General features: G+C 73.2%; 23 protein-coding genes and 2 pseudogenes. 17 read left to right on the top strand and 8 right to left on the bottom strand.

Annotation, left to right across the window (positions count from 1 at the left end; all coding sequences use genetic code 11):
- Nucleotides 1-96 (top strand): annotated as a pseudogene (locus ACWEPF_RS31185) (amino acid ABC transporter permease); the annotation flags it as partial.
- A gap of 50 nt (nucleotides 97-146) precedes the next feature.
- Here the strand turns inward: ACWEPF_RS31185 and ACWEPF_RS31180 are convergent.
- Nucleotides 147-833: pseudogene (locus tag ACWEPF_RS31180) on the bottom strand (endonuclease/exonuclease/phosphatase family protein); the annotation flags it as partial.
- A 7-nt stretch (nucleotides 834-840) separates the two neighbouring features.
- Here ACWEPF_RS31180 and ACWEPF_RS31175 point away from each other — a divergent pair.
- The 5 genes from ACWEPF_RS31175 to nudC all read left to right on the top strand — a co-directional run bounded on the left by ACWEPF_RS31175 (nucleotide 841) and on the right by nudC (nucleotide 7,606).
- Nucleotides 841-1,452, top strand: a complete 612-nt coding sequence (locus ACWEPF_RS31175) for a PadR family transcriptional regulator (protein ID WP_345287349.1) — start codon at nucleotides 841-843, stop codon at nucleotides 1,450-1,452.
- A gap of 20 nt (nucleotides 1,453-1,472) precedes the next feature.
- Nucleotides 1,473-2,246 carry an ABC transporter ATP-binding protein gene (locus ACWEPF_RS31170; protein ID WP_345287350.1) on the top strand — a complete coding sequence of 258 codons (774 nt, stop codon included), beginning with the start codon at nucleotides 1,473-1,475 and terminating at the stop codon, nucleotides 2,244-2,246.
- On the top strand, nucleotides 2,243-5,068 hold the full coding sequence (locus ACWEPF_RS31165; protein ID WP_452175182.1) for an FtsX-like permease family protein: 2,826 nt from the start codon (nucleotides 2,243-2,245) through the stop codon (nucleotides 5,066-5,068). Before ACWEPF_RS31170 ends, ACWEPF_RS31165 begins: the two co-directional genes overlap by 4 nt.
- A 126-nt stretch (nucleotides 5,069-5,194) precedes the next feature.
- The gene (locus tag ACWEPF_RS31160; protein ID WP_452175181.1) at nucleotides 5,195-6,595 is read left to right on the top strand and encodes a dipeptidase; all 1,401 of its coding nucleotides are present in this window, start codon (nucleotides 5,195-5,197) and stop codon (nucleotides 6,593-6,595) included.
- A gap of 78 nt (nucleotides 6,596-6,673) precedes the next feature.
- Nucleotides 6,674-7,606: an NAD(+) diphosphatase gene (gene nudC / locus ACWEPF_RS31155; protein WP_345287352.1), complete on the top strand. Its 933-nt coding sequence runs from the start codon at nucleotides 6,674-6,676 to the stop codon at nucleotides 7,604-7,606.
- Between the two features lie 106 nt (nucleotides 7,607-7,712).
- Here the strand turns inward: nudC and ACWEPF_RS31150 are convergent, their stop codons facing one another.
- Nucleotides 7,713-8,207 carry an ATP-binding protein gene (locus tag ACWEPF_RS31150; RefSeq protein ID WP_452175180.1) on the bottom strand — a complete coding sequence of 165 codons (495 nt, stop codon included), beginning with the start codon at nucleotides 8,205-8,207 and terminating at the stop codon, nucleotides 7,713-7,715.
- Nucleotides 8,208-8,383: 176 nt separating this feature from the next.
- Between ACWEPF_RS31150 and ACWEPF_RS31145 the strand changes: the two genes are divergently transcribed.
- Nucleotides 8,384-9,301: a GntR family transcriptional regulator gene (locus ACWEPF_RS31145; RefSeq protein WP_452175179.1), complete on the top strand. Its 918-nt coding sequence runs from the start codon at nucleotides 8,384-8,386 to the stop codon at nucleotides 9,299-9,301.
- A gap of 25 nt (nucleotides 9,302-9,326) precedes the next feature.
- On the opposite strand, the gene ACWEPF_RS31140 is transcribed toward ACWEPF_RS31145, so the two are convergent.
- Complete coding sequence (locus ACWEPF_RS31140; protein ID WP_345287355.1) at nucleotides 9,327-9,584, bottom strand: mycoredoxin; 258 nt, start codon at nucleotides 9,582-9,584, stop codon at nucleotides 9,327-9,329.
- 303 nt (nucleotides 9,585-9,887) lie between these two features.
- Between ACWEPF_RS31140 and ACWEPF_RS31135 the strand changes: the two genes are divergently transcribed.
- From ACWEPF_RS31135 to ACWEPF_RS31120, 4 genes are all read left to right on the top strand, one after another.
- A complete protein-coding gene (locus ACWEPF_RS31135) occupies nucleotides 9,888-12,056 on the top strand; it encodes an ATP-dependent DNA helicase UvrD2 (protein WP_345287422.1) in 2,169 nt (722 codons plus the stop codon).
- 240 nt (nucleotides 12,057-12,296) lie between these two features.
- Nucleotides 12,297-12,728 carry a hypothetical protein gene (locus ACWEPF_RS31130; RefSeq protein WP_345287357.1) on the top strand — a complete coding sequence of 144 codons (432 nt, stop codon included), beginning with the start codon at nucleotides 12,297-12,299 and terminating at the stop codon, nucleotides 12,726-12,728.
- A 170-nt stretch (nucleotides 12,729-12,898) separates the two neighbouring features.
- On the top strand, nucleotides 12,899-13,261 hold the full coding sequence (locus ACWEPF_RS31125; protein WP_380150138.1) for a WhiB family transcriptional regulator: 363 nt from the start codon (nucleotides 12,899-12,901) through the stop codon (nucleotides 13,259-13,261).
- 8 nt (nucleotides 13,262-13,269) lie between these two features.
- Entirely contained in the window at nucleotides 13,270-13,662 is a 393-nt protein-coding gene (locus ACWEPF_RS31120; RefSeq protein WP_452175178.1) for a hypothetical protein, read from the top strand.
- A gap of 158 nt (nucleotides 13,663-13,820) precedes the next feature.
- Here ACWEPF_RS31120 and ACWEPF_RS31115 read toward each other — a convergent pair whose 3' ends face one another.
- Both ACWEPF_RS31115 and ACWEPF_RS31110 read right to left on the bottom strand, forming a co-directional pair.
- Entirely contained in the window at nucleotides 13,821-15,173 is a 1,353-nt protein-coding gene (locus tag ACWEPF_RS31115) for an ABC1 kinase family protein (RefSeq protein WP_452175177.1), read from the bottom strand.
- Between the two features lie 119 nt (nucleotides 15,174-15,292).
- A complete protein-coding gene (locus ACWEPF_RS31110) occupies nucleotides 15,293-16,405 on the bottom strand; it encodes a TOMM precursor leader peptide-binding protein (RefSeq protein WP_452175184.1) in 1,113 nt (370 codons plus the stop codon).
- 212 nt (nucleotides 16,406-16,617) lie between these two features.
- Here ACWEPF_RS31110 and ACWEPF_RS31105 point away from each other — a divergent pair, with 212 nt between their 5' ends.
- Nucleotides 16,618-17,256, top strand: a complete 639-nt coding sequence (locus ACWEPF_RS31105; RefSeq protein ID WP_345287360.1) for a M48 metallopeptidase family protein — start codon at nucleotides 16,618-16,620, stop codon at nucleotides 17,254-17,256.
- Here the strand turns inward: ACWEPF_RS31105 and ACWEPF_RS31100 are convergent.
- Nucleotides 17,253-17,825, bottom strand: a complete 573-nt coding sequence (locus ACWEPF_RS31100; protein ID WP_452175176.1) for an NUDIX hydrolase — start codon at nucleotides 17,823-17,825, stop codon at nucleotides 17,253-17,255. The two genes, ACWEPF_RS31105 and ACWEPF_RS31100, sit on opposite strands and share 4 nt — an antisense overlap.
- The gene (locus ACWEPF_RS31095) at nucleotides 17,822-19,318 is read right to left on the bottom strand and encodes a zinc-dependent metalloprotease (RefSeq protein WP_345287363.1); all 1,497 of its coding nucleotides are present in this window, start codon (nucleotides 19,316-19,318) and stop codon (nucleotides 17,822-17,824) included. The genes ACWEPF_RS31100 and ACWEPF_RS31095 overlap by 4 nt, the downstream gene beginning before the upstream one ends.
- A gap of 184 nt (nucleotides 19,319-19,502) precedes the next feature.
- Between ACWEPF_RS31095 and ACWEPF_RS31090 the strand changes: the two genes are divergently transcribed.
- The 4 genes from ACWEPF_RS31090 (at nucleotide 19,503) to ACWEPF_RS31075 (ending at nucleotide 22,693) form a co-directional block, all read left to right on the top strand.
- Nucleotides 19,503-20,651 (top strand): NAD-dependent epimerase/dehydratase family protein, encoded by a 1,149-nt coding sequence (locus tag ACWEPF_RS31090; RefSeq protein WP_449795629.1) that lies wholly within the window; start codon nucleotides 19,503-19,505, stop codon nucleotides 20,649-20,651.
- Nucleotides 20,652-20,760: 109 nt separating this feature from the next.
- Complete coding sequence (locus ACWEPF_RS31085) at nucleotides 20,761-21,210, top strand: molybdenum cofactor biosynthesis protein MoaE (protein ID WP_345287365.1); 450 nt, start codon at nucleotides 20,761-20,763, stop codon at nucleotides 21,208-21,210.
- A 186-nt stretch (nucleotides 21,211-21,396) separates the two neighbouring features.
- On the top strand, nucleotides 21,397-21,576 hold the full coding sequence (locus ACWEPF_RS31080) for a hypothetical protein (protein WP_345287367.1): 180 nt from the start codon (nucleotides 21,397-21,399) through the stop codon (nucleotides 21,574-21,576).
- 43 nt (nucleotides 21,577-21,619) lie between these two features.
- Nucleotides 21,620-22,693: a YlbL family protein gene (locus tag ACWEPF_RS31075; protein WP_345287369.1), complete on the top strand. Its 1,074-nt coding sequence runs from the start codon at nucleotides 21,620-21,622 to the stop codon at nucleotides 22,691-22,693.
- 28 nt (nucleotides 22,694-22,721) lie between these two features.
- On the opposite strand, the gene ACWEPF_RS31070 is transcribed toward ACWEPF_RS31075, so the two are convergent.
- Nucleotides 22,722-23,279 (bottom strand): PPA1309 family protein, encoded by a 558-nt coding sequence (locus ACWEPF_RS31070; RefSeq protein ID WP_345287371.1) that lies wholly within the window; start codon nucleotides 23,277-23,279, stop codon nucleotides 22,722-22,724.
- Between the two features lie 204 nt (nucleotides 23,280-23,483).
- On the opposite strand from ACWEPF_RS31070, the gene ACWEPF_RS31065 reads away from it, so the two are divergent.
- Nucleotides 23,484-26,384: a UPF0182 family membrane protein gene (locus tag ACWEPF_RS31065; protein ID WP_452175183.1), complete on the top strand. Its 2,901-nt coding sequence runs from the start codon at nucleotides 23,484-23,486 to the stop codon at nucleotides 26,382-26,384.
- The last annotated feature ends 29 nt before the right edge of the window (nucleotides 26,385-26,413 follow it).

Genomic DNA, 26,413 nt, shown 5'->3' with positions numbered 1-26,413 from the left:
ATCGTCCAGCTGGTCTTCTGGTTCAACCTCTCGTACCTCTACAAGGAGTTCGGGATCGGCATCCCGTTCGGACCGACCGTGGCCAGCTTCGAGACGGCCGCCCCGCCGAGCACGGTCCGCGGCACGGCCCCGATCAGGTTGAAGTCCCCGAGCACCAGGTGCGGCCCCGGCAGGTCGGCGATCCACCGCCGGATCGCCGCGAGCTGCGCCATGTTCCAGCCCGGCACGAAGGACAGGTGGGTGGCGACCACGGTGAACTCGCCGTTCCCGCCGCGCAGGACGGCAGCCAGCGCGGCCCGCGGCTCGTCCGGCACGGGGGTGAGCCCGCGCCGCCCGGCGACCCGCAGCGGGAGGCCGAAGGGGGCCGGGGCGAAGCGGCGGGCGCGCCAGTGGGTGACGGGCAGCCGGGTGAGCAGCGCCGTCCCGTACGAGGGGACCTGGAGGGCGGTGCCGGCCTCGGCGGGGCCGTAGACCTGGAGGCCGGGCCGGTCGGGGTCGAGGATCCAGCCGGCTCCGGCGGCCGGGCGGCCGTGCAGGGCGGCGGCGAACCGCCAGTCGCCGGCGCCCATGGCCTTGGCGGCCACCGCGGTCTGGTCGGTGAGGCCGGAGCGCTCCTGGTGGCGGTCGACCTCCTGGAGGGCGAGCACGTCCGCGTCGAGGGCGGCGACCGCTTCGGCCAGCGGTTCTCCCGGTTCGGCGGGGAAGGGCAGCGGGCTGCCGTCGGCGGCCAGCGGGCGGCCGTGCAGCAGGTTGAAGGTGGCGATGCGCAGCTGGCTCACAAGGCATGACGGTACCGGCTGCGCTTGAGCCGGTGGGGCATACCCGGTATACATACTCGGTATGTCCATCCGTCACGGTCTGCTCGCCCTGCTCGACCAGGGCCCGCGCTACGGCTACCAGCTGAGAACCGAGTTCGAGTCCCGCACCGGGGCCACCTGGCCGCTCAACGTCGGCCAGGTCTACACCACGCTGGGGCGCCTGGAGCGCGACGGCCTGGTGGTCCCGGACGGTGAGGACGAGGAGGGCCACGTCTTCTACGCCGTCACCGAGAAGGGACGCGCGGAGCTGCGCAGCTGGTTCGACACCCCGGTGCCGCGGACCAATCCGCCCCGGGACGAGCTGGCGATCAAGCTCGCGATGGCGGTCACCGTGCCCGGCGTGGACGTCACGGCCGTGGTGCAGGGGCAGCGGCGGCACAGCATGAAGGCGCTGCAGGACTACACCCGGCTCAAGGGGCAGGCGCTGACCGCCCAGGAGAGCGGGTCGGACCTGGCCTGGCTGCTGGTGCTGGAGCAGCTGATCTTCCAGACCGAGGCGGAGATCCGCTGGCTGGACCACTGCGAGACCCGTCTCGCCCAGCACCGCCCGGCCGCCCCGGCGGCTCCCGCCGAGGCCACCGAGCCCGATCCGGAGCCCGCCCCACCCCGCGCCCGCAGGCGCGCCCGATTCTGAACCACCGTCAGGGGGAAGCGATGAGCACCCAGAACGACCGGTCCGGCACCGCCCCGGTGCTGCACCTGGAGAACGTCACCCGGGTCCACGGTCAGGGGGCGGCCGAGGTGCACGCCCTGCGCGGCGTCGACCTCAAGGTCCACCCCGGCGAGCTGGTCGCCGTGATGGGGCCGTCCGGCTCCGGCAAGTCGACGCTGCTGACGCTGGCCGGCGGGCTGGACACCCCGACCTCCGGGCGGGTGCTGGTCGAGGGCAGCGCGCTCGGCGAGCTGAGCCGCCGTCAGCAGGCGCAGCTGCGCCGCCGGGCGGTCGGCTACGTCTTCCAGGACTACAACCTGATACCGGCGCTGACCGCCGCCGAGAACATCGCGCTGCCGCGCGAGCTGGACGGGGTCTCCACCCGGGCGGCCCGCAAGGAGGCGATGGCGGCCCTGGTCGAGATGGGCATCGAGGAGCTGGCCGACCGCTTCCCGGACGACATGTCGGGCGGTCAGCAGCAGCGGGTGGCGATCGCCCGGGCGCTGATCGGGGACCGCCGCCTGGTGCTGGCCGACGAGCCGACCGGTGCGCTGGACTCCACCACCGGCGAGTCGGTGCTCGCGGTGCTGCGGGCCCGCTGCGACGCGGGTGCCGCGGCCATGCTGGTGACCCACGAGGCCCGGCACGCGGCCTGGGCGGACCGGGTGGTCTTCATCCGGGACGGCCGGGTGGTGGACGAGAGCGTCAGCCGGGACGCGGCCAGCCTGCTGGTCTCGGCGGCCACCAACAGCGTGAACGGCCCGGTGGCGGAGTGAGCCTGACCTCGTGGCGGGTGGCCCTGCGGATCGCCCGGAGGGACGCGCTCCGGGCCAAGGGCCGCAGCGCGCTGGTGATCGCGATGATCGCGCTGCCGGTGCTCGGGGTGACCGGGGCCGACGTGGTTTTCCGCAGTGCCCAGCTGGAGCCGGAGCAGAAGATCGTCCGGATCATGGGCGAGGCCGACGCGATGGTGTCCGCGTACGGCCGGGGCATGACGGTCGTCCAGCCGCCGAACCCGGGCGAGGGCGCCAACGCGGACATGCCCCGGGAGGGCCAGAAGCCCACCCCGGAGCAGCAGAAGAGCCTGGACACGGAGCCGGCCGCGCTGCTGCCGACGCTGCTCCCGGCGGGCACCCGGCTAACCCCGGTGGACGAGGGTGCGTCCGCCAACGTCACCACCAAGGAGGGCCTGCTCAGGACCCGGCTGACCGAGGCGGACCTGACCGACCCGGTCTGGAACGGCCACACGGTGCTGACCGGCGGCCGCCTGCCGACCACCGCGACCGAGGTGGCGGCCACCCGGGGGTTCCTGGAGCTGTCCGGCCTGAAGGTCGGTGACACCACGACGGTGCGCGGGCCGGACCGTCCGTTCACCATCACCGCCGAGATCGAGTTCCCCGGTGACCTGGGCTTCAGCCAGCTGGTGCTGCGGCCCGGCGCCGCGCCCGCACCGGAGAAGAAGGCGGACGCCGAGCGGTTCGGCACCGGCAAGTGGCTGGTCCGGCTGCCGGCCGGGGCGGAGCTGACCTGGCACCAGGTGCTGGAGCTGAACAAGTACGGCTTCTCGGCGACCTCGAAGGCCGTGCTGCTGGACCCGCCGCCGCGCTCCGCGGTGCCGTACTACCAGCAGCAGTCGGGTTCGCAGCTGATCGACAAGACCGCGCTGGCGGTGCTGGCGACCGTGGTCGGCATGGCGCTGCTGGAGATCGTGCTGCTGGCCGGCCCGGCCTTCGCGGTCGGCGCGCGCCGTTCGCGGCGTCAGCTCGGGCTGCTGGCGGCCGGCGGCGGGGACCGCAAGCACGTCCGCGCGGTGGTGCTCGGCGGCGGTGCGGTGCTCGGCCTGTCCGGTGCGGTGGCCGGCCTGGTGCTGGCGGTGCTGCTGGTGGCGGCCACCCGGCCGTGGCTGGAGGAGCTGGCCGAACGCCGCTTCGGCAGCTTCGACCTGGCCCCGCTGGACCTGCTCGGGATCGCCGCCATCGGTCTGGTCACCGGTCTGCTGGCGGCCGTGGTCCCGGCCGTCCAGGCCTCCCGGCAGGACGTGGTGGAGGCGCTCACCGGCCGCGGCTCGGTCAAGCCGCCGAGCAAGCGGCTGGCCGTGCTGGGCCTGGTGATGCTCGCCGGCGGCGCGGCGATCGCGCTGCTCGGCTCGCAGGTGGCGGACCGGGCCCTGTCGGTGCTCGGCGGCTCGGTGCTGGCCGAGCTCGGCATGGTGGCCTGCACCCCGATGCTGGTCGGCCTGTTCGGCCGGCTGGGCCGCTGGCTGCCGCTCAGCCCCCGGCTGGCACTGCGCGACGCGGTCCGCCACCGGGGCCGGACCGCCCCGGCGGTGGCGGCGGTGATGGCGGCGGTGGCCGGTTCGGTCGCGGTCGGCATCTACACCGCGAGCTCGGACGAGCAGCAGCGGCAGAACTACACGGCCTACCTGCAGCCCGGCGCGGTGCTGCTGCACACCGGCTACGGGGAGAACCGCGACCCGGCCTCGTACGCGCTCCAGCAGGGCGCGGTGGAGGGCGTCGTCCCGAACCTCGGCCCGCGCGGCGAGGTCTACCAGGCGGAGTACAAGGGCGCCCTCCACCAGCGCGGCAGCGGGCGGGTGGAGCTGATGCTGCCGAAGGACCAGCGCTGTCCGGCCAACGACCCGGCGGCCGAGGGGCTCTCGGCGGACGAGCGCGACCGGCTCTACCAGGACGAGCGCTGCAAGCGCTCGGCCGGCTACTACTCGTCCCCGGTCGGCCAGGGGCTGCTGCTCGGCGACGCCACCGCACTGGCCAACCTGACCGGGGTCCGCGACCCGGCCGCCGTCCAGGCGCTGGCCGAGGGCAAGGTGCTGGTCTTCGACCAGGCCTACCTCAAGGACGGCAAGGTCGCCCTGGCGCTGGTCGAGCCGGAGCAGGGAAACACCGATCCGATGACCGGGATGGTCCGCGGGGCGGACGGCACGCTGTCCAGGCCCAAGGTCCAGAGCCGCGAACTCGCGGTGGACGCGGTCCGGTTCGCCCCCGTGCTGCAGAACGCCGGGGCGTTCGCCAGCCGGGAGACCGCGGCACGGCTCGGTCTGACGGCGGCTCAGGCCGGCACCGTCTGGTTGCCCGCGGCGGTGCCGAGCAGCGCCGTCGAACAGAAGGCCACGGCGGCGCTGGCCAGGCTCGGCCACGAGGGCGGTGTGACCGTCGAGCGCGGCTTCCGGCCCGAGCCCGACCTGGTGCCGCTGGCCCTGACCGGCTTCGCCGGGCTGGTCGCGCTCGGCGCGGCCGGCATCGCCACCGGGCTGGCCGCGGCCGACTCGCAGCGCGACCTGGCCACCCTCGCGGCGGTCGGTGCCACCGGCGGCATCCGGCGGCGGCTGTCCGGCTTCCAGTGCGGGGTGATCGCCGCGATCGGCGCCGTGCTCGGCACCGTCTGCGGGCTGGTGCCCTCGGTGGCGCTGCGGAAGATCGAGGCGCTGCCGCAGTTCCCGGGCGACGAGGGGAGGGAGGCGGTGATCGTCTTCCCGTGGGCGACCATGGGGCTGACCCTGGTGGTGCTGCCGGTGGTGGCGGTGCTGCTGGCGATGCTCTTCACCCGCTCGCGGCTGGGCCTGCTGAGGCGCTCCGCCTGACGGCCCGTCACCCGTGATCCGTGTCACCCCGTGGGGCCCCCGTGCCGCACGGGGTGACGCAGGTTACGGGACCGCCCGGTGGACGGGCCGCACACCGGGAGGCGGCGGCGAACTAAAGTCGTCCGTATGACGAAAACCCCGGACAGCGTCGTCCGCTCCTACATCGACCTCCACCGGGCGGAGTTCCTCTCCGACCTGGCCGACTGGCTCCGCATCCCTTCGGTCTCCGCCGACCCGGCCCGCGCCGGGGACGTCCGCCGCTCCGCCGAGTGGCTGGCGGCGAAGCTGCGGGAGACCGGCTTCCCGGTGGCCGAGGTGTGGGAGACGGAGGGGCTGCCGGCGGTCTTCGCCGAGTGGCCGTCCGGGGACGCGGACGCGCCCACCGTGCTGGTCTACGGCCACCACGACGTGCAGCCGGCCGCCAGGGAGGACGGCTGGGCGACCGACCCGTTCGAGCCCACCGTGGTCGGCGAGCGGCTGTACGCCCGCGGCGCGGCCGACGACAAGGGCCAGGTCTTCTTCCACACCCTGGGCCTGCGCGCGCACCTGGCCGTCACCGGCCGCACCGCCCCCGCCGTCAACCTCAAGCTGCTGATCGAGGGCGAGGAGGAGTCCGGCTCGCCGAACTTCGAGGCGCTGGTCCGGCGCGAGGCCGCGCGGCTGGCCACCGACGTGGTGGTGGTCTCCGACACCGGCATGTGGAACGAGACCACGCCGACCGTCTGCACCGGGATGCGCGGCCTGGCCGACGCCCAGATCGACCTCTACGGCCCGGACACCGACATCCACTCCGGCTCCTTCGGCGGCGCGGTGCCCAACCCGGCGGCGGTCGCCGCCGAGCTGGCGGCCGGCCTGCACGACCAGGACCGCCGGGTCGCCGTCCCCGGCTTCTACGACGGCGTGGTGGAACTGACGGAGCGTGAGCGCGAGCTGTTCGCCGCGCTGCCCTTCGACGAGGACCAGTGGCTGCGGACCGCCAAGTCCCACGGCGTGCTGGGCGAGGCCGGGTACTCGGTGCTGGAGCGGGTCTGGGCCCGGCCGACCGCCGAGGTGAACGGCATCTGGGGCGGCTACACCGGCCCCGGCAGCAAGACCATCGTCCCGGCCGAGGCGCACCTCAAGCTCTCCTTCCGGCTGGTCGCCGGGCAGGACGTGGACGCCGTCCGCGCCGCGGTGGCGAAGTGGGTGGAGTCCAAGGTGCCGGCCGGCATCCGGTACGAGCTGGTCTTCCCCGGCGCCACCCGGCCCTGCCTGACCCCGCTGGACCACCCCGCGCTGCAGGCCACCGTGCGGGCGATGGGCCGGGCCTTCGAGCAGGAGGTGCTGTACACCCGCGAGGGCGGCTCCGGGCCGGCCGCCGACCTCCAGGACGTGCTGGGCGCACCGGTGCTCTTTCTCGGCATCTCGGTGCCCTCGGACGGCTGGCACTCGGTGGACGAGAAGGTCGAGCTCCCGCTGCTGGCCAAGGGCGTGGAGACGGCCGCGTACCTGTGGGGCGAGCTGGCCGAGAGCTGGCCCCGGGCATGAACCCTTCCGGCACCCTTGCCGACAACCTTGCCGACACCCTTGCGACCGAAGCCTTCCGACCGATGGGGATGGACCGCGTTGAGCACCGTGCCTGACACCAAGCAGCTGGCGCTGGCCCGGGCGGGGGTCGACCGGGCCGCCGAGCACCGGTTCGACGAGCCGTGGCTGGCCGCCGCCTGGAGCCACCCGAACACCAAGGTGCTGCCGATCGCCAGCGGCGAGGCCTTCGTGGTGGACACCGAGCACGGCACCGAGCTGGTGCTGCTGCCCTCCTTCGAGGCGCCGGAGACGGGCGACCGCTACTTCCTCGGCACCGACGAGGACGGCACCTCCTACTTCGCCCTGGTGAACGAGACGCTGCCCGGGCGCCTGGACGGCGACGCCCGTCCGGCCGGGCTGCGCGAGGTCGGCGCCCAGCTCTCCGACCGGGACGCCGGGCTGCTGGTGCACGCCGTCGCGCTGGAGCACTGGCACCGGCTGCACAGCTTCTGCTCGCGCTGCGGGCACCGGACCGAGAAGGCCGGTGCCGGGCACGTGCGGCGCTGCACCTCCTGCGCGGCCGAGCACTACCCGCGGACCGACCCGGCGGTGATCATGATGATCACCGACCCCGAGGACCGCTGCCTGCTGGGCCGTCAGGCGCTCTGGCCGGAGGGCCGCTGGTCCACCCTGGCCGGGTTCGTGGAGCCGGGCGAGTCGATCGAGCAGGCGGTGGCCCGCGAGGTCTACGAGGAGGCCGGGGTCCGGGTCGCCGAGGTGGAGTACGTGGCCAGCCAGCCGTGGCCGTTCCCGTCCAGCCTGATGCTGGGGTTCCTGGGCAAGGCCGATCCGGCGGGCACGGCGATCACGGTGGACGGGGAGGAGCTGGCGGAGGCCCGCTGGTTCTCCCGCGAGGAGCTGAAGGCCGGGATGGAGGCGGGCGAGATCCTGCCGCCCTCGGGCATCTCGATCGCCCGCCACCTGGTCGAACTGTGGTACGGCGAACCGCTGCCGAGCGCGGCCCGCTGGTAACGGCGGAGACCGTAGCGAATCGTGGTGAATAAGGGGCGTGCGGTTCAAAACCGTACGCCCCTTGTGCTTTTCTTCGGCTTTTTCGAGCGGATTCGAAATCCCTCGGTCAGTCGCTCTTCCGGTCGATTTCCAACCAGCAGCTGACGGTCTTTCCGGTCAGCCTGGTGGTCACCGACCAGTCGGTGCACAGCGCCCCGACGATGGCCAGGCCGCGGCCGCTGGTCTCCTCCTCTCCGGCCTCCCGGGGCTCGGGCAGCGCCCGGCCGTAGTCGGCCACCGAGATCTGCAGCGCCTGCTCGGTCAGGGCCAGCGACACCGAGACCGCTCCCCGGCCGTAGCGGAGCGCGTTGGTGACCAGCTCGGACATCAACAGCTCGGCGCTGTCGGCGAGTTCGGCCGCGCCCCAGGCGGTCAGCACGGTCCGGGTCAGCTGCCGGGCCCGGGCCACGTTGCGCGGGCGCGGCGGGAAGCTGGCGGTGGCGTGCCAGGCCCCCCGGTCGGCGGCCTCCAGGGCCCGCCCGGGCCGCGGCCGGGCGCCGGCCGGCTCACTGGGTCGAAGGATGGTCGGCCGCGCCTCGAAGTGCTGCGCGGTACTGGTCACGGGCATGGCTCCGCCCCCGGTGGTGCGTGGGTGAATGCGGCGCTCATCCGGAAGGGCCGAGTGCCGCCGGGCGACTGCGAACGACCTGATCGGGACGGAAACCGAGATCCCCGATCCCGGGCAATATTGGCCGGTTTCGCTGAAATGGCGCAACCCGGATCGCTACATTCACTCGCGTGACAATCTCGCGGGGCAGTTCCCAATCACCGAAGTACCAGCGGCTGGCCGCCGACCTGCGCCGCCGGATCGCGGCCGGCGAGTGGCGCGGCGACGCGCCGCTGCCGGTCGAGACCGAGCTGGAGCAGCAGTACGGGGTCGCCCGGAACACCGTCCGGCTGGCCGTGGACGTCCTGGTCAACGAGGGCCGGCTGGTCCGGCTCCAGGGCAAGGGCACGTACCTCAAGGACCACCCGGTGCTGGACCACCGGGTCTTCGGGCCCGACCTGCTCCCCGGCCCGCCGCCCGGCCGCGCCTCCGGCCACTGCCTGACCGCGCCCACCGGCGTCTACGAGGCGGAGGCGGGGGACGCCGGGCGCCGGCTCTCGGTGGACTTCGAGATGCTCATCGTCCGCGCCAGGGTGGACATCGCCGAGCGGCTCGGCCTGCGGCCCGGCGAGGCGGTGGTGGTCCGCCGCCAGCTGCGGCTGCTGGACCGCGAGCCCTACTCGATCGAGGAGAGCCACTACCGGGCCGGGCTGGCGGCCGGCACCCCGCTGATGGAGCCGGACCAGGTGCCCGAGGGCGACGAGTCGGTGCTGGAGGCGCTCGGCCGGACCGAGATCGGCGCGGTGGACCACCTGGTCTCCCGGATGCCCGGGCCGGAGGAGGCCGCCTGGTTCCAGGGCGGCCCGGGGGCACCGCTGCTGGTGCAGACCCGGGTCAGCTACGACGCCCGGGGGCCGGTGCGGGTGATCGAGACCAGGTACTCGGCGGACCGCTGCCGGCTGGTCTACGGGCTCGGCGAGCTGGCCGGGCGGCCGGCGGTGCAGCCGGTGCCGGTGCCCGGGCCGTCCCGGCCGGTGGACGACGCACAGGTGGCCCCGTCCCGGGCGGGACGGGGCCACCTGGAGCACCACCAAGGAGACAGCCCCTAGGGACGGCCCCGGGGCCGACGCGGTGTCAGCCGGCCAGCGCGGCCTGGACCTGACGCAGGCTCGGGTTGGTCATCACGACCTGCTCGCCGCCGCCCGCGGGCTGGACGATCACGGTCGGCACCACCTGGTTGCCGTTGTTGACGGACTCGACGAAGGACGCCGAGGCCGGGTCCTCCTCGATGTTGATCACGTCGTAGCCGATGCCCTCGCGGTCCAGCTGGCTCTTCAGCCGGTTGCAGTACCCGCACCAGGTCGTGCTGTACATCGTGACGCTGCCGGACATTCGGGGGACTCCTTCGGGAAGGGGCGTGCGGTCTGTGCCGACAACGTCCGGGGCGCGACGGAACATTCCGCGCGCTCCCGGCGTGTGAGATACCACGCGCGCCGGTCAGTGAGGTGATTATCGTCCGCCGGCCGGGCCCTGTGGACGACGCGGACCGGAACGTCCGAGCGCCCTGCGAGGATGGACGGCATGCAGGAACAGCTCTTGGGTCTCCCCGACGGCCACGGCGACCGGTACGGCACTGCGTCAGGTGGCGGCGCGCACTACGGCGCCCCCCACGGCTCGGCCGGCAGCGCCGACGCCGTGCTGGCCGGGCTCGACCCGGAGCAGCGCGCGGTCGCCACCGCCCTGCAGGGCCCCGTCTGCGTGCTGGCGGGCGCCGGCACGGGCAAGACCAGGGCCATCACGCACCGGATCGCCTACGGCGTGCGCAGCGGCGCCTACCAGCCGCAGCAGGTGCTCGCCGTCACCTTCACGGCCCGCGCGGCCGGCGAGATGCGCGGGCGGCTGCGCCAGCTCGGCGCCGAGGGCGTGCAGGCCCGCACCTTCCACTCCGCCGCGCTGCGCCAGCTCCAGTACTTCTGGCCCCGGGCGATCGGCGGCGAGGTGCCCCGGCTGCTGGAGCGCAAGGTGCAGCTGGTCGCCGAGGCGGCCGGCCGGTCCGGCCTGCGGGTGCAGCGCACCGAGCTGCGCGACCTGACCAGCGAGATCGAGTGGGCCAAGGTCACCCAGATCGTCCCCGACGACTATCCGGCCGCGGTGCTCAAGACCGGCCGCGAGGCCCCGCGCGACGCGGCCGAGATCGCCCGGGTCTACGCCACCTACGAGCAGACCAAGCGCGACCGCGGCGTGATCGACTTCGAGGACGTGCTGCTGCTGACCGCGGCCATCCTGGAGGACCGCCCGGAGATCGCCGAGCGGGTCCGGGCCCAGTACCGGCACCTCACGGTGGACGAGTACCAGGACGTCTCGCCGCTGCAGCAGCGCCTGCTGGAGCAGTGGTCCACCGGCGGCGCCAGCCTCTGCGTGGTCGGCGACGCCAGCCAGACGATCTACTCCTTCACCGGCGCCACCCCCGACCACCTGCTGAACTTCCGCCACCGCCACCCCGAGGCCACCGTGGTCAAGCTGGTCCGGGACTACCGCTCCACCCCCCAGGTGGTCCACCTGGCCAACGGCCTGCTGGCCAAGGCCCGCGGCCAGGCCGCCCAGCACCGCCTGGAGCTGGTCTCGCAGCGCGAGGCGGGCCCGGCCCCGGTCTACGTCGAGTACGCCGACGAGCCCACCGAGGCCGAGGCCACCGCCCGGGAGATCCGCGCCCTGCTCGGCCGGGGCGTGCGGGCCAGCGAGATCGCGGTGCTGTTCCGGACCAACGGGCAGTCCGAGGTCTACGAGCAGGCCCTCGCCGACCTGGGGATCTCGTACCAGCTCAAGGGCGCCGAGCGGTTCTTCGAGCGCCCCGAGGTGCGGGACGCGGTGATGCTGGTGCGCGGTGCGGCCCGGGCCTCCGACGACCCGCTGACGGCCGACAGCCCCGCGCTGGCCGGGCAGGTCCGCGCGGTGCTGGCCACCCGGGGCTTCACCCCGGAGCCGCCGTCCGGCTCGGGCACGGTGCGCGAGCGCTGGGAGTCGTTGGCGGCCCTGGTGCGGCTGGCCGAGGAGTTCGAGTCGGCCCGCCTGACGGCCGGTCAGCCGGCCGACCTGGCGGCCTACGTGGCCGAGCTGGACGCCCGTGCGGCCGCCCAGCACGCCCCCGCCGTCGAGGGCGTCACGCTGGCCTCGCTGCACGCCGCCAAGGGCCTGGAGTGGGACGCGGTCTACCTGGTCGGCCTGACCGAGGGCACCCTGCCGATCATCTACGCCAAGACCGACGAGCAGATCGAGGAGGAGCGCCGGCTGCTCTACGTCGGCGTCACCCGGGCCCGGGTCCACCTGTCGCTCTCCTGGGCGCTCTCCCGCTCCCCGGGCGGCCGGGCCAGCCGCAAGCCCACCCGGTTCCTGGACGGCCTGCGGCCCGGCTCCTCGTACTCCGGCCCCACCAGCCGGGGCGGCCGGGGCGGCGTCGAGCAGGGCGCCGAGCGCTCCGGCGGCCGCAAGGTCCGCGGCCCGGTCAAGTGCCGGGTCTGCGACAGGACGCTGACCGAGGCGGTCGAGCGCAAGCTGCGCCGCTGCGAGAGCTGCCCCTCGGACATGGACGAGGCGCTGTACGAGCGGCTGCGCGAGTGGCGCTCCGTGCAGGCGAAGAAGCAGGGGGCCCCGGCCTACGTGGTGTTCACCGACGCGACCCTGATGGCGATCGCCGAGGCGGTGCCCTCCAGCGAGCGCGAGCTGGCCCTGATCTCGGGCGTCGGCGCGATGAAGCTGGACAAGTACGGTGCCGACGTGCTCTTGTTGTGTGCTGGCGAGGAGCCCACGGACGAGTCCGAGGCCACCGTCGAGGGGCTTCGGGGGGAGTCCGAGGAGCAGGCGTGAAGCCGCTTCCGGGAGCCGCCCGAGTCACTCCGCGAAACTCGCCGGAAAAATAGTTTGCGCGCCGTACACGGGGCGCAATAGCCTGCCGGAGCGGTCAAGGGAACGAGATCGCAAGGCCTCGGAAGGCTCCCTTCCGCACGCCTGCCAGCAGTACCGCAGTACCTGCATGACCGTCCAAACATCCGAACATCGGGGCCCGGGGGACTGGGCCGCGCGAGACGCCGAGAGGAGGCGAAGACAGTGGAAACCAAGATGATCACCAACCTGACTGGCCAGACCGTCGTCGCCGTGCCCTCGTGCGTCTCCTCGCAGGTCGTCACCGCTCCCTTCGGTCTGGGTCTCAACGGCACCGGTGTCTCCGGCGTTGTCAGTGGCTCCGGCATTAATGGCCTGGGCGGCAACGGCACCCGCGGCACCTCCGTCGAGACGGGTCTGTCCCTTGCCGGGGCGGCGTTCGGCGGCGGTCGTGGACTGCGCAGTGAGCGACCGCTCCAGGCATCGAAGGCAATCCAGGTAGACGCCGAGCATGGCGCCTATGCGGCGGCCGTCGATGCCGGGGCCCAGCAGAAGCAGGACGAGAAGCAGATCGAGGCCAAGGCCGCCTTCGCAGGCGCCGAGGCCGTCCGGATGTGGGCCTTCCGCGGCCCCGAACCCTGGAGAGTTCGAACCTGAGTAGCCTCAGGTCGGAGCCTCCAGGGCCGCGGAACCCGTCTCACACCGGGATTCGCGGCCCTTCTGTTTTGTCCGGTACGTCAAGACCCAGCCTGGACCTTCGGGTCCTCCGGTCCAGCCCCACCAGTCAGCTGGCCGGAACCACAAGCAAAGACGAGGAAGACGCCACAGTGTCCACGGTCATCACGCCGCCACTCCCGTCCGTACCGACAGACATCACCAAGGCCGACCAGGCCGACCCCCCGGAGGTTTCTCTCATGCAGCTCACCGCGATCGACGAGGCCGAGGTCAACGGCCAGCCCATCCCCTGCCGGGCCTTCGACCCGGAGGTCTTCTTCGCCGAGACCCCCGCCGACGTCGAGTACGCGAAGTCGCTCTGCGGCACCTGCCCCGTCAAGGAGGCCTGCCTGGCCGGCGCCCTCGAGCGGCGCGAGCCGTGGGGCGTCTGGGGCGGCGAGCTCTTCGTCCAGGGCGTCGTCGTCGCCCGCAAGCGCCCCCGGGGCCGTCCGCGCAAGACCGAGGTCATGGCGTGAACCCCGCGATGACCACCGCAGTGCCCGCCCGACGGGGAGAGCAGCCCCCGCTGGGCACCACCACACTGCGCCGGTCGGTCCGCGTCGCCACAGCCAAGGTCGACGCAGCCGCGAACCCCCGTCCGTTTCCGAGCACGTACCACGAGCAGGACCACCACATGACCCCCGCAGCCGACAAGACCGCCCGCGCCGACCAGGCCAAAGAACTTCTGATCCAGAACAGGACCCGCGAGATGCAACTCATGCAAGAAACCCTGGCCCGTGCCCATATGCAGGAACGACTGCACGAGGCCGAACACCAACGGATGGGCGAGCGCCTCGACCGCGCCGCCCGACTGATGCGGAAGGCCGAGCGTGCCTCGCTCCGCGCCCGCAAGGCCCTCGCCGTCGCGGTCCTGTGAGACCTGACGGACCGAGAGGTGACGGAGTGACAACCGCGTAGGCCCACGCGGCGCGTCGTTCCAGTGGTACCAACAGCAGTGCCCCGCAGTGACATTCCCCGAACGCCGATGGCCGCCCTCCTCCAGGAGGGCGGCCATCGGCGCGTTCTGACGGAGTCTCAGCCCTCTGCGGGCTCGGCGACCGGTGCGGCGAAGCCGGGCAGCCACTCCAGCATCTCGGCGCGGAACGGGGCCTTGGCGCCGAGCTGGCAGAGCACCCCGATGGTGGAGAGGGTGACCCGGTGGATCAGCAGGTAGGCGGGCGGCAGGTTGAGCTGCTTGCCCAGGTCGTACGCGGGCGAGCGCGGGTCGGCGATCCGGGCCGCCTGGGCCCGCATCCAGGCCCGGGTGAAGTGGAAGACCTCGACCGTGGCGGGCTCGATGATCGGCAGCAGGTAGTCCAGCACCGCCGTCGGGTCCAGCTTGATCGAGGGCTTGACGAAGCCCTCCTCGCGGAGCATGTCCAGCACGCCGTCGGCGTCCCCGGCCAGGGCCATCCGGAGCGAGTCGCCGATCGGGCGGGGCAGGCCGCCGGGCAGTCTGTCCACCGTGCCGAAGTCCAGCACGCCCAGCCGCCAGCCCTCGGCCGGGCCGTCGTCCTTGATCAGCCGGAAGTTCCCCGGGTGCGGGTCGGCGTGCAGCAGGCCCGTCCGGGACGGGCCGGCGAACAGGAAGCGGGCGATCAGCTGCCCCGCCCTGTCCCGCTCCTCCTGGGTGCCGCCGCTGATCACCTCGGAGAGCGGGGTGCCGTCCAGCCACTCGCTGACCAGCACCTGGTCGGCCTGGGCGACCACCTTCGGGACGGTGATGTCCGGGTCGTCGGCGAACTCCTCGGCGTGCCGGCGCTGGGCCTCGGCCTCCAGCGCGTAGTCCAGCTCCTCCGCCACCCGCTCGCGCAGCTCGGTGATCAGGGGCTTGATGTCCAGGCCGGGGACCAGCGGCCCGAGCAGCCAGGCCACCCGGCTGAGCTGGGTCAGGTCGGAGAGCAGGGCGTCGCCCGCGCCCGGGTACTGGATCTTGACGGCCACCTGCCGGCCGTCCTTCCAGACGGCGCGGTGCACCTGACCGATCGAGGCCGCGGCGGCCGGGCGGTCGTCGAAGCTGCGGAAGTTCTTGCGCCAGTCCTTGCCGAGCCGCTCGGCCAGCGCCGCGTGCACCTTGGCGGAGGGCATCGGGGGAGCGGCGTCCTGAAGCTTCGTCAGGGCGGCCCGGTAGGGGCCGGCCACCTCCTCGGGCAGTGCGGCCTCGAAGACGGACAGCACCTGCCCGAACTTCATCGCCCCGCCCTTGAGCTCCCCGAGCACCTTGAACAGCTGGTCGGCGGTGGCCTGCTGGAGCTCGGCGGTGACCACCTCGGCCGAGCGGCCGCCGATCCGCCGCCCCAGACCGAGGGTGGCCCGGCCCGCCATCCCGAGCGGCAGGGCGGCCAGCCGAGCCGTCCGGGTCACTGCCTTGCGCGGAAGATCGCTCACCCCAGGGCCTCCCTGCTACGACGCCCGTGGGTGGGCGTGTCACTACGCCATTGTGCCCGCTCCGGATGCGGGCCCGGCCGGACTGTGACCAGCGGATCACGGCCCCGCCCACGGCCCGCTCACCGGGGAGGGGCGATCACCTCCGTCCGGTGCACCGGCGGGCCGGAGGGCCAGGTGCAGCCGCAGGCCGGATGGGTGGGAAGCCGCAGGCGGCGGGCCATGCCGTCGGCGGCGGAGACCTCGCACCAGCCGTCCACGCTGGGCGGGCGGACGCCGTCCAGCCAGAGCTCCACGTGCAGGGCGGCCAGCCCCGCGACGGTGGTGGCGAGCGCGCTGTCACAGGCGGGGGTGCGGGGGCGCCCGGCGCCCTCCTCGCCGAGCTGGGCGAGCAGCCGGGGCCAGGCCTCGTCCTCGTCCCGTCTGGTCAGGGTGGCGCAGGCGCCGCAGGCCGAGGCGCCGGGCAGCACCAGCGGGCCGACCACCCCGAGGTGCTCCAGCACCCCGACGTAGAGGTGCGGCACCCCGGCGCGCATCAGCTTGTGCGCCTCGGCCGCCACCCCGGCGAAGGCGCCGGCGCCGTCCCGGGGGGCCAGCACCACCAGGGCGGGTGGCGGCTCGTCCGCGGGCCGGCGGCGCCGCTGCTCCGCGGCCGGGGTGCCCGAGGTGCGGTGCACCACCTCCCTGGCGGCGGTGGTGCGCAGCCGCCCGACGTCCGTCGGCGGGTACCCGGCGGGGGAGCAGTCCCGGGCGGTGACCCGACCCCGGTCGGTGAGGGTGACGGTGCCGACGCCCCCGGCGGCCAGCACCGCGCCGATCGCGGCCCCGACCCGGCCGGCCCCGTGCACCTCCACCCGGGAGGCGGCCCGGCCGCGGAGCACCGCCGGGGCCTCGCCGGGGGCGGGGTGCACCAGGGAGAGTGACGCCACGTCAGGGCCGAGCAGCTCCTGGCGGGCCCGGGGGAAGCCGCCGAGGGCGGCCTGCCCGGCCTCGGCGTCGTCCAGCAGCCCGGCCTGCTCCAGCGAGCCGAGCAGCTCCTCGGTCACCTCCCGGCCGAGCCCGAGCCGCTCGCCGGCCTCCAGCAGGGCCGGCCGCTCCCGGCTGCCGTCCAGCAGCTCCAGGAAGGCGGCCACCGGCTGGCCGACCTCCTCCACCACCCGTGCGTGCCGGTGCACGGTGCCGAACTGCAGGGTCGATCCGTCCCGCCAGAGGCGGGAGAGCGCGGGCTTCACCATCGGTCGCACGGGCACCTCCGGGGAGGGTGGGGCAGAGCTGACAGAGGCAGCATGCCCGACCCGGGGGCCGTCCCGCCGAGGCCTGTCCACAGGCCCGGTGGGCTGGTACGACGATCGTTCTGCACAGCCTGTGGACAACCGGGGGCCCCGAGTTGACGGTGCCCGCACCGGTGGAGGCCGGCCGTCGGTGCCGCGGGGTACCGTCGGTTGGCATGGCGACCGAACAGGACTTCCGACGGCAGGGCCCGGCAGCGGGCGGCCCCTCAGCGCGGGGCACGTCACCGCACGCCCCCGGCGAGCCCCTGACGGCCTCCGGCGAGCCCCTGGTCGAGGTCCGGCGCAGCGCCCGCCGCAGCCGCACCGTCTCCGCCCACCGCGAGGGCGACCGCACCGTGGTGCTGATCCCGGCCCGGATGTCGCTGGCCGAGGAGCGGCGCTGGGTGGCCAAGATGGTGGAGCGGCTGGCCCGGCAGGAGAGCCGCCGCGAGCTCGGCGGGGACCAGGAGCTGGCGGCCCGGGCCGAGCGGCTCTCGGCGGCCTACCTGGGCGGCCGGGCCCGCCCCAGCGTGGTCCGCTGGGTCACCAACCAGAACTCCCGCTGGGGCTCCTGCACCCCGGCCGAGCGCAGCATCCGGCTCTCCCACCGCCTGCGGGGCATGCCCGAGTACGTCGTGGACTACGTGCTGCTGCACGAGCTGGCCCACCTACTGGAGGCCGACCACGGCCCGGCCTTCTGGGCCCTGCTGGAGGCCTACCCGCGCACGGAACGGGCCCGCGGGTACCTGGAGGGCGTGGCCGCCGCTCCCAGGCTCCCGCAGGCCCGTCAGGATCCCGCCGAGGAGGCGGGTTAACGCTCCGTCAGCTTCCGCGCCAGCTCGACCAGTTCGCGCACCGCGTCGTCGGTGGGCTCGGGCAGGGCGTCGAAGGCGAACCAGCCCAGCTCCAGCGACTCCTCGCTGATCAGCGCCTCGGCCCCGGCCGGGGCCAGCGCGACGTACTGCACGTCCAGGTGGGTGTTCTCCGGCCCGGCCTTGCCGGTGCAGCGGACGGTGTGCCGGTCCAGCTTCACCGGTGCCGGGGCGCCGTCCACCGCGAGCAGCTCCAGCCCGGCGATGCCGGACTCCTCGGTGGCCTCGCGCAGCGCGGCGGCCGCCAGCGTGGCGTCGCCGGGCTCGCAGTGCCCGCCCATCTGCAGCCAGAGGCCGACCTTGGGGTGCAGCGTCAGCAGCACCCGCCCGGCCGCCGGGTCGACCACCAGGGCGCTGGCGGTGATGTGGGCGGGCAGGCAGGAGCGCCAGAGGCCCTCCGGCTCGGCGGCCAGGTGGGCCAGGTAGTCCTGCCGGAGCAGGTCCTGCCCGGCGTCGGCCACGGCCCAGTCGGTCAGTGCGCGGACCGCGTCCGCGTGCAGGGTGGTGCTCACTCGCCCTTGCCGTCCTCGTCCTCGTCGTCCTTCTTCGCGCCGGCCCCGCCCTCGGAGCCGGCCGCGGCCTCGCCGAGCAGCTTGTCCAGCTCGGAGAAGTCGATGCCGCCCTCCAGGGAGTCGCCCGGGCCCCGGTGCACGAAGCCGTCCGGGTCGTCCAGGTCGGCGGCGGTGGGCAGCATGTCGGGGTGCTCCCAGAGGGCGTCCCGGCCCTCGACGCCGCGGGCGTCGGCCAGCGAGGCCCAGAGCCGGGAGGCGTCGCGCAGGCGGCGCGGGCGCAGCTCCAGGCCGACCAGGGTGGCGAAGGTCTGCTCGGCGGGGCCGCCGGCCGCGCGGCGGCGGCGGACGGTCTCGCGCAGCGCCCCGGCCTGCGGCAGGTGCGGTTCGGCGGCGGCGTGCACCACCGCGTCCACCCAGCCCTCGACCAGCGCCAGGGCGGTCTCCAGCCGGGCCAGCGCGGCCTTCTGCTCGGGGGTGTCCTCGGGCTGGAGCAGCCCGTTGCCGAGCGCCTCCTGCAGCGCCTCGGGGTTGGACGGGTCGAGCTGGCCGACCAGCTCCTCCATCCGGGTGGTGTCCACCTTGATGCCGCGGGCGTAGGCCTCGACGGCGCCGAACAGGTGCGCCCGCAGCCACGGCACGTGGGCGAAGAGCCGCTGGTGGGCGGCCTCGCGCAGGGCCAGGTAGAGCCGGACCTCCTCGGCGGGCACGCTCAGGCCCTCGCCGAACTCGGCCACGTTCTGCGGCAGCAGCGCGGCCTTGCCGGCCGGGGCCAGCGGCAGGCCGACGTCGGTGGAGCCGACCACCTCGGCGGCCAGGGCGCCCAGCGCCTGGCCGATCTGGGTGCCGAACATGGCGCCGCCCATGGAGCGCATCATGCCCATCAGCGGCCCGGCCATCGCCTGCATCTCCTCGGGCAGCACGCCGCCCATGGCGTTGCCGACCCGCTCGGCCACCGGGTCCACCAGGTCCTTCCAGACCGGCAGGGTGGCCTCCACCCACTCGGCCCGGCTCCAGGCCACGGCGGTGCCCGCGCCGGAGGGGAACTCCGTCGCCGAGTCCAGCCAGAGGTCGGCCAGCCGGACGGCCTCGGCCACCGCCGAGCGCTCGGTGGCGCTGACCGAGCGGTCCTTGCTCTTCCCCTCGGGCTGCTCGGCGACCACGGTCTGCCGGGCGATGTCCCGGGCCAGGTCCCAGTTCACCGGGCCGCCCTCGAAGGAGAGCATCTGGCCGAGCTGCTGGAAGGCGGCGCCGAGGTCGTTCGGGTTGAGGTTGCCGAACATCGCCCCGAACGGGTTGTCCCCGGGGGCGCCGGAGCCCGCACCGGGGGCGCCCATGCCGAAGAGTGCGCCGAACGGATTGGCCCCGCCGAAGCCGAACGGCTGCTGCGGCGGGGTGGCGCCGGAGCTCTCGTCCTTCTTGTCCTTGTCGCCCTTGGCCTTGCCGTCCTCGGGCTCCTCAGGAGGAACGCCGAATCCGAAGGGAAGGTCGCTCACGGGGTCCTCGATCCGGTCGGCCGTCACGCAAGTGGTGTGGCGGGGGGCTGCGACGCCCGGGGAAAACCACCGGCGGGATCGCAGCCCGACCGCGCCGGGTGCACCGCCGGGGCCGTGCCTCGGGCAGGATGGACGTACAAGACACTCGTACGTACGCACATAAGCTAACCGTGGAGGATGGCCGGTGAGTTCCCCGCCCTCGGACGTTCGCTCTGGGCTGACCGGAGGAGAGGACGTCCCTGCCACCGCGGGTTCGCCGCCTCCAGCCTACGGCGGCAAGCCGCTGACCGTGGCCGTGACCGGCGCCGCCGGAGTGCTCGGCGAACGGGTGGCCGCCCGCCTGGTGGCCTCGCCCTCGGTGCGCAAGGTGCTGGCGCTGGACGACCGGCGGGGCGAGGTGCCCGGGGTGCTCTGGCGGGTGCTGGACGTCCGGGACCCGGCGGTGGCCGAGCGGCTGGCCGGGGTGGACGTGGTGGTGCACCTGGCGATGGACCTGGGGATGGAGTCCGACCCGCGCGCCCGGAGCGCGTACAACGTGCGGGGCGCGCAGACGGTGATCACCGCCGCCGCGGCCGCCGGGGTCTCCCGGGTGGTGCTCTGCACCTCGGCGATGGTCTACGGCGCACTGCCGGACAACGAGGTGCCGCTGGCCGAGTCGGCCGAGCTGCGGGCCACCGAGGAGGCCTCGCTGGTCGGCGACCTGCTGGAGATCGAGCGGCTGGCCCGCCGCGCGCCCCGGGCGCACCCGGGCCTCCAGGTGACGGTGCTGCGCCCGGCCGTGGTGGTCGGCCCCGGCATCGACACCGTGCTGACCAGGCACTTCGAGGCGCCCCGGCTGCTGGTGGTGGCGGGCTCCCGGCCGTGCTGGCAGTTCTGCCACGTGGACGACCTGGCGGCGGCGCTGGAGTACGCGGTGCTCGGCCTGGTCGAGGGCGAGGTGACGGTCGGCTGCGACGGCTGGCTGGAGCAGGAGGAGGTGGAGGCGCTCTCCGGCATCCGCCGGATGGAGCTGCCCGCCGCCCTGGCGCTCGGCACCGCCGCCCGGCTGCACCGGCTCGGCCTCACCCCGGCCCCGGCGGGGGACCTGGCCTACACCATGTACCCCTGGGTGGTCTCCGGCTCCCGGCTGTACGAGGCGGGCTGGCGGCCCACGCTCAGCAACGAGGAGGTGCTGGCCGAGCTGCTGGAGCAGGTCGCCGGGAAGCACGCGGTGGCCGGGCGGCGCCTCGGCGGCAAGGAGGCCACGGCCGGGCTGGGCGCGGCGGGCGCCACGGTGGCGCTGGTCGGCACGGCGGCGCTGGTGCGGCAGATGCGCAAGCGGCGGCGGATCTGACGGCGGTGGACCTGACGGAGTGTCGGCGGGCTCGGAGCTTTCCGCAGTGCGGAATGCTCCAATCGTGATGCGGAAGGCTCTTGTCGCGAGCCCGGGGGGATGAGGAATCATGGGGAGCATGTCCGAGAACCACGACCCCATCCGGCTGCTGGCCATCCGCGAGACCCCGCTCTCGCTGGACGAGGTGTACGAGGCGGTCGGCGACGACGCCGCCGGCGGCACCACCGTCTTCGTCGGCACGGTGCGGGACCACGACGGCGGCAAGTCGGTCTCCGCGCTGGAGTACAGCGCGCACCCGACCGCCGAGGCGGAGATGCGCCGGATCGCCGAGAAGATCGTCGCCGAGTTCCCGGTCCGGGCGCTCGCCGCGGTGCACCGGGTGGGCCGGCTGGAGATCACCGACAAGGCCGTGATCGTCGCGGTCTCGTGCCCGCACCGGGGCGAGGCCTTCGCGGCCGCCCGGCGGCTGATCGACGACCTCAAGCACGAGGTGCCGATCTGGAAGCACCAGGTCTTCGCCGACGGCGAGGAGGAGTGGGTCGGCGCCGGCTCCTGCTGACCGGTCCGGCCGCTCCGGCGGGTACGTCCGTTCGGTCGTGCCCGGTCACGTTCGGGCGCACCCGGTCATACGAATACTCCGCCGAGCTGAGCGCACTCCCCGCGCCGTAACCCGAATGGCGCCGTCACCGTTGGACTCCCGGGTGGTTAATCTGCTCATACGAACGAGGAGCTGGGAGTTGGGGACATGGCTGCGCTCGCCTGGTTGATCATTCCTGTGGTGGCGGCGCTCTGCGCCATGGTCTGGGCCGGCTGGGCCGCCCGCACCCCCAGGGCCACCGGCGATCCCGCCTCGCTCGCCGAGCACCAGCGGTTCAAGGCGGCGATGGAGCGCAGTACCTCGGCCGGCGGGGAACGGGACCGGTGACCCGGGCGGCGCGGTGACGGTTCCGTCCCGTACTGTCGGTCCCATGCCACGCCGCTCCGCGACGATGCTCGCCGCCACCCTGCTGCTCATAGCACTGCTCTGCGCGTCGGTCTTGATGAAGGTCCCGTACACGGAGATGAGCCCGGGCCCGACGTACAACACGCTCGGGACGCAGGAGAACAGCGACAAGCCGGTGATCCAGATCACCGGCCACGAGACCTACCCGACCAGCGGCCACCTCAACATGACGACGGTTCAGGTGACGGGGGCCAAGTACGAGCCGAGCCTGGTCTCGGCGGTGGTCGGCTGGCTGCGCGGGGACGTGCTGGTGGTGCCGCACGACAACGTCTACCCCGAGGGGCAGACCGACCAGGAGGCGCAGCAGCAGAACGCGGAGGAGTTCGCCTCCTCCGAGGACAGCGCCAAGACCGCGGCGCTGAACCAGCTGGGCATCCCGATCGGCAGCGAGGTGATCGTCAACTCGGTGGTGGCGGGCGGCCCCTCCGACGGCAAGCTGCACGCGGGCGACCGGATCCTCGCGGTGGACGGCACCACGATCACCACCGACACCCAGGTGGCCGAGCAGGTCACCAAGCACAAGCCGGGTGAGGAGGTGGTCTTCACCGTCCTGCCCAAGGACAAGGAGGCGGGCTCCGGCGAGCAGCAGCGGGTCGTCATCACCACCGCCAAGGCCCCCGACTCCGACCGGGCGGTCGTGGGCATCCGCCCCCGGGTGAACCACACCTACCCGTTCAAGATCGAGATCGGTCTGCAGGACGTAGGCGGTCCCAGCGCCGGGCTGATGTTCGCCCTCGGCATCGTGGACAAGCTGACCCCGACCGACCTGACCGGCGGCACGTTCGTGGCCGGCACCGGCACCATCACCGACGAGGGCAAGGTCGGCCCGATCGGCGGCATCTCGATGAAGCTGATCGCGGCCCGCGACAAGGGCGCCCAGTACTTCTTCACCCCGGCCGACAACTGCGCCGAGGCCTCCAAGAACACGCCGGAGGGCCTCCGCCTGGTGAAGGCGGAGACCCTCGACAGCGCACTGAAGTCGCTGGACCTGATCCGGGAGGGCAAGGCGGCGGACCTGCCGTCCTGCAAGGCCGCCTGACCCGGGGTCAGCCCTAGGAGAAGAAGCCCTAGGAGAAGGTGGAGAGCAGCGCCTCGGTCAGGCCGGGGACCAGCTCCGGGCCGGTCAGCACCTCGCGGGCGACGTCCTTGGAGCGCAGCCGCAGCGCGATCTCCTTCTTGCCGTCGCGCAGCACCGCGGCGGTGATCCGGACCTCCTCGCGGCCCGGCTGGTTGGCGACCCACTCGGCGATCTGGGCCTCGGTGGCGTTCTTCGGGCGGGTCTGCTCGGCGCCCGGCGGCAGCATCTGACGCTCCACCACCAGGGCGCAGCCGGCCACCTGCTCGGGCCAGGCGATGGTGCCGAGGAACTTGTCCAGCTCCATGCCGGCGGGCAGTTCGTCCTGCTCGACCGGGGTCAGCCCGTCGTCGTCCGGGCCCAGGCCGAGCTGCTTGGCCAGCCGCGGGTCCTGGCGGCGCAGGGCGGCGCTGTCGACCAGGGCGAACAGCCGGGCCGGGAGGTCCCAGCCGAGGGTGGCGGCGTACTCGTCGATCTCCAGCGCGGCGCGGGTCAGCGGGGAGGCGGCGGGCGGCTTGCCGCCGGCCAGGGCATCAAGGGCATCGGACATGGCTCCATCCTCACACGGCGGCGGGTGCGGTCCGCGCAGGCTCTGGGGGCCGTGGGTGGGGGGAGTGCCGCCGTCCGACCGGACGGAGTGCGTGAAGTCGTGGTGAACCGTGGGAACTCAGGTAAAGAGCCATTAAGTTGCATCAGGAGACCCGCCCGAAATCTGACGACACGACACACCAGAGGTGCCCCCTTGGTTTTCCAGATGCCGGACCGCCCGCAAGGCCCGGGCTTCCGTGCCAGAGTCGGCCCGCCCTCCCGCCGCACCCGGGTGCTCCTGCTGACCGCAGGCGTCCTCGCGGTGCTGTTCCTGCTGTTCGTGATGTTCGCGGGTCTTTGGACGGACTGGCTCTGGTTCAAGTCGCTCCACTACTCCTCCGTGTTCACCGCCCAGCTCTGGACCAAGGTGGGCCTGTTCGCCGTCTTCGGTCTGGCGATGGCGGTGGTGGTCGGACTGAACGTCTGGCTGGCGCACCGGCTGCGCCCGCCGCTGGCCGCGATGTCGGTGGAGCAGCAGAGCCTGGACCGCTACCGGATGGGCGTGGCGCCCTACCGGAAGTGGCTGCTGATCGGGATCTCGCTGCTGACCGGCCTGGTGGCCGGCGCGGCGGCGGCCGGTCAGTGGCGGACCTGGATGCTGTGGACCAACCAGACGCCGTTCGGGGTGAAGGACAGTCAGTTCCACCTGGACGTCTCGTTCTACGCCTTCGAGCTGCCCTGGTACGAGTTCCTGCTGGGCTTCGCGTTCAGCGCGGTGATCGTGTCGCTGCTGGCGGCCGCGCTGGTGCACTACCTGTACGGCGGGCTGCGCCTGCAGGGCCCCGGCCGCAAGGCCAGCCCGGGCGCGCAGGGCCACCTGGCGGTGCTGCTGGGCGTGTTCGTGCTGCTGAAGGCGGTCGCGTACTGGCTGGACCGGTACGCGCTCGCGGTGAAGACCGGCGGCTACAAGGGCGTGGACGGCTGGACCGGGCTGCGCTACGTGGACGCCAACGCGTTCCTGCCGGCCAAGACCATCCTGTTCTTCGTGGCGATCATCTGCGCCCTGCTGTTCTTCCTCACCCCGATCCGGAAGACCTGGGCCCCGGCCCTGATCGGCTTCGGGCTGATGGCGCTCTCGGCGGTGCTGATCGGCGGGCTCTACCCGGCGATCGTGCAGCAGTTCCAGGTCAAGCCGAACGAGCAGGCCAAGGAGACGCCGTACATCCAGAAGAACATCGACGCCACCCGGCAGGCGTACGGCATCGCCGACAGCGAGACGCAGCAGTACTCGCCCAAGGCGTCCACCTCCACCGAGGCGCTCAAGCAGGACGCGCAGACCATCGCCGACATCCGGCTGCTCGACCCGAACGTGGTCTCGCCGACCTTCCAGCAGATCGAGCAGCAGCGGTCGTACTACAAGTTCCCGAAGACGCTGGACGTCGACCGGTACACCAACGGCCAGATCGGTGGCCAGGACACCGTGATCGGCCTGCGCGAGCTGGACCTCAACGGGGTGCAGCAGCGGAACTGGATCAACGACCACTTCAAGTACACCCACGGCTACGGCGTCGTCTCGGCCAAGGGCAACCAGGTCAACGACAAGGGCCAGCCGGTCTTCACCGAGTCGGGCCTGCCGTCCACCGGGGCGCTGGGCGACTACCAGCAGCGGATCTACTACGGCGAGGAGACCAAGACGTACTCCATCGTCGGCGGCTCCAACGACGAGATCGACTACTCCACCGACAACGGGGACAAGACCTACAAGTACACCGGCGACAGCGGCGTCTCGCTGGACAACCCGTTCACCCGGGCCGCGTACGCGGTGCGCTTCGCCGAGCCGCAGATCCTGTACGCCGGCGCCATCACCGACGGCGCCAAGGTGCTCTACGACCGCACCCCCAAGGAGCGGGTGGAGAAGGTCGCCCCGTGGCTGTCGATCGACGCCGACCCGTACCCGGTGGTGCAGGACGGCAAGCTGGTCTGGGTGCTGGACGGCTACACCACCTCGGACGGCTACCCGTTCGCCTCCAAGACCACCCTGGGCGACGTCACCAAGGACTCGCTGACCGACCAGCGCGGGCGCACGCTCACCACGGTCAACAAGGTCAACTACATCCGGAACTCGGTGAAGGCGACCGTGGACGCCTACACCGGTGAGGTGACGCTCTACCAGTGGGACGACGCCGACCCGGTGTTGAAGACCTGGATGAAGGCCTTCCCCGGCACGGTCGAGGCCAAGGACAAGATCCCGTCCGCGCTGATGCCGCACCTGCGGTACCCGCAGGACATGTTCAAGGTGCAGCGCGACCTGCTCGGCATGTACCACATGACGGACGCCAACTCCTTCTTCAACGGCACCGACATCTGGCAGGTGCCGGTGGACCCGACCACCAACACCGGTGACGTGCAGCCGCCGTACTACATGACGGTGCGGATGCCGGACCCGGCGGTGACCCAGGCGAGCTTCTCGCTGACCACCACCTTCGTGCCCAGCAAGCGGGACAACCTGGCCGCCTTCATGGCCGTCAGCGCGGACCCGGGGCCGGAGTACGGCAAGATCCGGATCCTCAAGGTGCCCGGAGACTCCAACACGCTCGGGCCCAAGCTGGTGCAGTCGCAGTTCAACTCCAACGCCGACGTGGCGAACAAGCTGAACACCCTGAAGATCGGCGGCGACTCCGAGGTCGAGTACGGCAACCTGCTGACCCTCCCGGTCGGCGGCGGCCTGCTCAACATCGAGCCGGTCTACGTCCGCGGCCGCGGCGCCAACTACCCGGTGCTGCAGCGGGTGTTGGCGGTCTACGGGAACGACAACGTGGCCTTCGAGAGCACGCTGGAGGAGGCGCTCAAGAAGGTGCTCGGCAACGCGACCACCGGCACCACGCCGACCGCGCCGACCACCCCCGGGACGACGACGCCCACCACGCCGACCACTCCGACGACGCCCACCACGCCGGGCACCGGCGACGCGGCGCAGCAGAAGGCGGTGGCCGACGCGCAGAAGGCCTTCAACGACATGGAGCAGGCGCGCAAGGACGGCGACTGGGCCAAGTACGGCGAGGCCCAGAAGGCACTGAAGTCCGCCCTCGACGCCGCGACGGCGGCAGCGCAGCAGAAGGCCGGTTAACGACCTGCTCAGACCCCGTGCTACAGTTG

The organism is Kitasatospora sp. NPDC004289, from assembly GCF_053602875.1.
The sequence above is the reverse complement of the archived record's forward strand: the minus strand, read 5'-3'. Positions and strand labels throughout refer to the sequence as shown.